This window comes from Pararhizobium sp. P1_E7 (assembly GCF_056405855.1).
This window is the reverse complement of sequence record NZ_JBFUBH010000217.1, coordinates 1-1,176: the sequence shown is the minus strand read 5'-3', so window position 1 is coordinate 1,176 and position 1,176 is coordinate 1. Positions and strand designations below refer to the sequence as shown.

The 1,176-nt window shown below is 58.2% G+C and carries 2 protein-coding genes; one reads left to right on the top strand and one right to left on the bottom strand.

All coding sequences use genetic code 11. The features are described 5' to 3' along the window. The coding region (locus AC1D17_RS29030; protein WP_477568645.1) for a ParB/Srx family N-terminal domain-containing protein at window positions 1-475 on the bottom strand (475 nt) is incomplete at its 3' end. 497 nt (window positions 476-972) lie between these two features. On the opposite strand from AC1D17_RS29030, the gene AC1D17_RS29025 reads away from it, so the two are divergent. Next, the coding region (locus AC1D17_RS29025) for an AbrB/MazE/SpoVT family DNA-binding domain-containing protein (protein WP_477568646.1) at window positions 973-1,176 on the top strand (204 nt) is incomplete at its 3' end.

The following is a 1,176-nucleotide window of genomic DNA, read 5'->3' as shown; positions in this document are numbered from 1 at the left end:
CCTTGCGGTAGAGGTCCAACAGTTTGGGTGAGACCTTCGCCAACGCCAGACGGCGGCGCACGATGATTTCCGTGGTTCCAAAACGGGCGGCAATGTCAGGGATCGCCTTGCCCTGATCCGCCAAGGCGCTGAAGGCCTCGTAAGCATCCACCGGGTGCATATCTTCGCGCATGACATTTTCCGTCAGGCTGATTTCGGTGGCGTCGTCACCGTCGCGCACTTTGCATTCGACCGCGTGGTTTTTCTGAATTTCGCCCTGCTCCAACAGCAGCAACAATGCTCGTCTGCGGCGCTCTCCGGCCGTGACGAAATACCGGCCCTTCTTTTCAGCGGTCCGCACGACAAGGTTTTGCAGAACGCCGTTGACCTTGATCGATGCGGCAAGCGCCGCAATGCTGTCAGCGGAGTAGGTCTTGCGGACGTTCTTGGGGTCTGCATCCAGCTTGTTCAGTTCGATGATGATGGTCGTCGTCATGGTTTCGGTCTCCTGATGTCCCGTTTCGCTTGGGGTTTCAAACCCGCTGGTGGGCGAAGCCTTCTTCCTTTGGTCCGAAGGACGTGCTCACACGTTCCTCGGAACGAAGGGAGGGGGCGTAAGCCCGCTCCCGGTAGGGCGGGGATCGGGTCATGGGTCGGACGGGGAGAAAAAAAGGAAGGTTTGACGCCCTGGCGGTGAAAGCCGTTTTTTCTTCACGGCCGACAGCGCCTTGGCGCGCTTGCCCATTGGCGCGAGCACCGGCCTATCGTAAGAGCGGCATGTTACGGAGAAGATGCGCATACGCCTCTCGCGGATGCTCCTTACAGATGTGAGCGCGGGTCGCGCTCTCAACTTCTCGCCCTTTTACACGAGGACGCGCCGTGTAAGAGATCGTAACCCCGAATGGGCCGCACCCGTTTGCGGGTTCGGTGGAGCAGAACACAATGCGGCACAGTTGAGCACGCCTCGTGCGTTATGCGCCACCACAGCCAAAAATGCATCGTCCGTGTGCACAGGATGTACATTCGATCAATAAAAGGCTAATGTACATCCGCGTACACACAAGGATGAGCGCAATGCACACCACGAAAGCTTTCAAAAACGGTAATTCGCAGGCCGTGCGTATCCCAGCCGAACTGGCGTTTGACCGGACCGATGTCGAGTTGGAAATTGAGCGCGTCGGCGACGAGCTTCGCATC